The following is a 4,424-nucleotide window of genomic DNA, read 5'->3' as shown; positions in this document are numbered from 1 at the left end:
GCGCTGGCCTTCGCCCTGGCCGGCGCATCGCTGGGGGTCCTGGGGAAGCAGCAACGCGGGGCGCGGCTCCGCCGCCTCGCAGAGGCGAGCGCGGGCATCGTTGCCCTGATCGGGGGGCTCACCCTCATTGAATACCTGCTCGGGTGGGACCTCGGCATTGACCAGACCCTCTTCCGGGAACCGCCAGAGGCGATCGGAACCGGGGCTCCCGGGCGGATGGCGCCCACCACCGCCCTCAACTTCCTTCTGCACGGCGCGGCGCTCTTGCTGCTGGATCGCCCGGAGGGGATGCGCGTGAGTCAGGCTTTCACACTGACGGCCGGCGCCATCGGCCTGCTGAACCTCCTCGGGTACGCCTACAGCATCCCGGCCCTCTACGGCCTCCCCAACGCCACCGACATGGCCGTGCACGCGGCGGCTGCCTTCCTGGTCCTCAGCCTCGGCCTCCTCTGCGCGCGCCCCGAGGGCAGGCTCATGGCGCCGCTGACCAGCCCGAACGTGGGGGGGGTGATGGCCCGGCGGCTTCTCCTCCCCGCAACGGGCGGTCTGCTGCTCCTGGGATGGTTTACGGTGCTCGGGGAGAAAGCGCACCTCTATGACACCGGGACCGGGACGGCGCTCCTGGTGCTGGCGAGTGTCAGCCTCGTGGCGCTCCTCGGGTGGCGGTATGCCGGGGCGCTCAACCGGATGGAGGCCGAGCGCCGGCGCACGCAGGCGGATCTCGATAAGGCGTACATCGAGGTAGAGGCGCAGGTCGAAGACCGCACCGCAGATCTGGTCACGGCCACAGACGCCCTCCGAAAGGAAATCGCCCAGCGGAAGGGGCGGGAGGAGGTGCTGCAGGCCTCGGAGGCGCAGTGGCGCCTCCTCTTCGACAGCAACCCCCACCCCATGTGGCTCGTGGACCACGAAACCCTCGCCTTCCTCGCCGTCAACGATGCGGCGGTCCTGCATTACGGATTCTCCCGGGACGAATTCCTCGCCATGACGATCAAGGACATCCGTCCCCCCGAGGACGTCTCCGCCCTCCTCGGGCATTTCGAGACGGTGGTGAACGAGGCAGTCGCTTCCGGACAGGAGCTGGTTCCCGCAGGGGTGTGGAGACACCGGAAGAAAGACGGGACACTCATGGACGTGGAGATCACCTGGAGTCCTCTCGTCTTCCGGGGGCGGGACGCCAGCCTCGTCCTGGCAACCGATATCACGCACCGCAAACGGGCAGAGGAGGCGTTGCAGCGGGCCCACCGGGATGAGGAGCGCCGGCGCCAGGAGGCCGAAGGCTTCGCCACGCTCATGAAGGAACTGGCCACCTCGCTGGAACTGGACCACGTCCTGGCCAGGATCGTGGACCAGGCCAAGCTGCTCGGCCAGGGCGATCTGGCGTTCCTCGTGCTGGCCGAAGCGAATGGCCAGGCCCTCGCCGTCCGGGCCCACACCGGGGCCGTCTCTGCGACGCTGCCGGGGCTGATGTTGCCCAGGGGCCGGGGGATGGCGGGGAAGGCCCTGGAGACCGGAACCCCTCAGGTCACCGACAGGCTCCTCGAGGATCCCCTCTTCTCCCACGACTTCGATCCGGTGGCTCGGGCAGAGGGGACCGTTACACAGGTGGCTGTTCCCATCACCCACGAGGGGAGGCCTCTCGGGGTCCTCCTGGCCGCTCGCCGGACGCCGCGGCCCTTCACGATGGGGGACATCCAGCTCCTCACCCGGCTGGCCGACGCGGCCAGCCTGGCCTGCCACGATGCCCTCCTGTACCAGCAGGCCACGAGCCGCGCGGCCGCCCTCGAACGCCTCTGGCAGGTGGGCCAGGCCCTCCTCCATCCCCTCAGCCTTCCCGAGACCCTGAAGCGGATCGCCCAGGCCGCCAGCGAGCTGCTCCACACCGAGCACGCGGTCCTCACCCTCTGGGACGAGGCCGCCCAGCTCCTCACGACCGCAGCACGGATAGGCGGGGAGGACCAGCAGCTCCTTCGCGAGTTCCGCCTCGGGAAGGGGGTGCACGGGACCGTGGCAGCGACGCGCCGCCCCTTGCTCGTGAACAACTACGCGGCCTTTCCCGCCCGAGTCCAGGAACTCAGCACTATTCTCACTGCCACCGTCGTCGCCCCGCTCCTCATCGAGGGCCGCCTCATCGGCACCCTGGGCGTGTACGCGACGACGCCGGCGCGGACCTTCACCGCCGAGGACCTCCGCCTCCTCGAGCTCCTCGCCCAGCCGGCCGCGAGTGCCCTGGAGAATGCCCGGCTGCACGGGGCGGCGGTGCGCCGTGGGGAGGAGCTGGGGGCGGTGCTGCGGGCCACGCAGACGGTCATGGCCGGGCTGGATCTCCAGGTCATCCTCGAACGGATCGTCGGGGAGGCCTCCGTGATCGTGGGCTTGCCGTATGTCACCGCGTTCCTGGTGGATCAGAAAGCCCGGGCCCTGCGGCCGGGGGCAGCGGCGGGGGCCGCCTTACCGCAGGGGTTCCGGATCCGCCTTGGAGAGAGCTTCTCGGGAACCGTGGCGGCGACCGGGAAGCCGCTGTTCGTGCCAGATGCCCGGAACGATCCTCGGAAAATCCTGGCAGAGCAGGAACGGGGATTCGAGTTCGTGAGCTACCTCGGCGTTCCGATCAAGGTCCGGGACGAGGTCGTGGGCGTGCTGGCTTTCTACTCGACCACCCCGTGGCACTCCGCCCCGGAGGAGCTGCCATACCTGAGCTCCTTCGCCGACCAGGCGGCCATCGCCCTGGAAAACGCCCGGCTGTTCGAGCAGGTGCGGGCCGGGCGCGAGCGGCTCAGGGCCGTCTCCCGCCGGCTCGTGGACGTGCAGGAGGCCAAGAGCCGCGAGCTCGCCCGCGAGCTCCACGACCAGATCGGCCAGATCCTCACCGGCCTCCAGCTCACCCTGGAGATGAGCGCCCGCCTCCCGGCCAGGGAGAGCAAGACCCGGATCGGCGAAGCCCAGGCGACGGTCCATGATCTCCTGACCCGTATCCGAGAGCTCTCGCTGGATCTCCGGCCGGCGATGCTCGATGACCTGGGTCTGCTCCCCGCGCTCCTGTGGCACTTCGAGCGCTACACGGCGCAGACTCGGGTGCAGGTGGCCCTCAAACACTCCGGCCTCGAGGGGAGGCGCTTCCCGCAGGACATCGAGACAGCCGCCTACCGGATCGTGCAGGAGGCCCTGACCAACGTCGCCCGCCACGCGGGGGTGAACGAGGTGGCGGTGAAGCTCTGGGCGGATCGGGACACGCTCGGCGTACGGGTCGAGGACCAGGGCAAAGGCTTCGAGCCGGAGGCGGTGCTGGCCAGCCACACGACAAGTGGCCTGGTCGGGATGCGCGAGCGGGCGAGCCTGCTGGGCGGGCACCTGACGGCCGAGTCCCGCCCAGGAACCGGGACCCGGGTGATCGCGGAGTTGCCCCTCGGCGAGCCCGTCGAGAGGAGAAGGCAGGAGCGGGGCGGATGACGACCATCGTGCTGGCCGACGACCACCACGTCGTCCGACAGGGGCTGCGCGCCCTGCTGGAGGCCGAGCCGGATCTGTCCGTCGTCGGGGAGGCCGCGGAAGGACTGGCCGTCATCGCGATGGTCGAACGCCTGAAGCCCAACGTCCTCATCGTGGACGTGATGATGCCCGGCCTTACCGGCCTGGAGGTGACGCGCCAGATCCGCCAGAAGTCCCCCCAGACCCGGGTGCTCGTCCTCTCGATGTACGCCAACGAGGCCTACGTGCTGGAGGCGCTGCGCCTCGGGGCGGCCGGCTACGTCCTCAAGGGGGCCAACGCCGCCGACCTGATCCAGGCCGTCCGCGAGGTGGCGGCCGGCCGCCGGTACCTGAGCCCGCCCCTCACCGACCACGCCATCGAGGCCTACGTCCAGAAGGCCCACGGGGCGCCCCTGGACCGCTACGAGACGCTCACGACCCGCGAGCGGGAGGTGCTGCACCTCGCCACCGAGGGCTTCAGCCACGCCGAGATCGCGGCCCGGCTCGGGATCAGCCCGCGTACGGCGGAGACCCACCGGGCCAACCTGATGCGCAAGCTCCGCCTCAAGACCCAGACCGACCTGATCCGGTACGCCCTCCGGCGGGGGATCCTCGCCGTAGAAGAAAGGTGATCGCGCAGTAGGCTCGTCCGCTCCGCTCTCCTCCTCCCGGCCATCCCCGGCCTCGGCACCTGAGTCCTGACGGATAGATACGAGCTTCCTTTTGCGAAAAATACGGGACTTTTGCGGGCGAACTCCGTAGGCCTCCGGATAGACAGCAAGCGCCTGCCCATTCGATACTTTGGCCCTTGTCCCTCCTTCCAGGGACCGGCCCGGTTCTCGGAGAGGAAAGCATGATGCCGATTTCCGTCCTGCTCGTGGACGACAATTCTACCTTCCTGCGCATTCTTCAAGAGTTTCTGCAGCAGCACCACCAGAGCGAGGTGACCGTGGTCG

Annotated in this window: 2 protein-coding genes; both read left to right on the top strand. The window is 69.4% G+C overall.

Going from position 1 to position 4,424, the window contains the following annotated elements; translation table 11 throughout:
- A partial coding sequence (locus VGT06_12305) for a GAF domain-containing protein (protein HEV8663901.1) occupies window positions 1-3,450 on the top strand: 3,450 nt, incomplete at its 5' end.
- Window positions 3,447-4,100 carry a response regulator transcription factor gene (locus VGT06_12300; GenBank protein ID HEV8663900.1) on the top strand — a complete coding sequence of 218 codons (654 nt, stop codon included), beginning with the start codon at window positions 3,447-3,449 and terminating at the stop codon, window positions 4,098-4,100. The genes VGT06_12305 and VGT06_12300, both read left to right, overlap by 4 nt.
- Window positions 4,101-4,424 lie beyond the last annotated feature (324 nt).

Source organism: Candidatus Methylomirabilis sp., from assembly GCA_036000645.1.
Classification (GTDB): Bacteria; Methylomirabilota; Methylomirabilia; order Methylomirabilales; family JACPAU01; genus JACPAU01.
The sequence above is the reverse complement of the archived record's forward strand: the minus strand, read 5'-3'. Positions and strand labels throughout refer to the sequence as shown.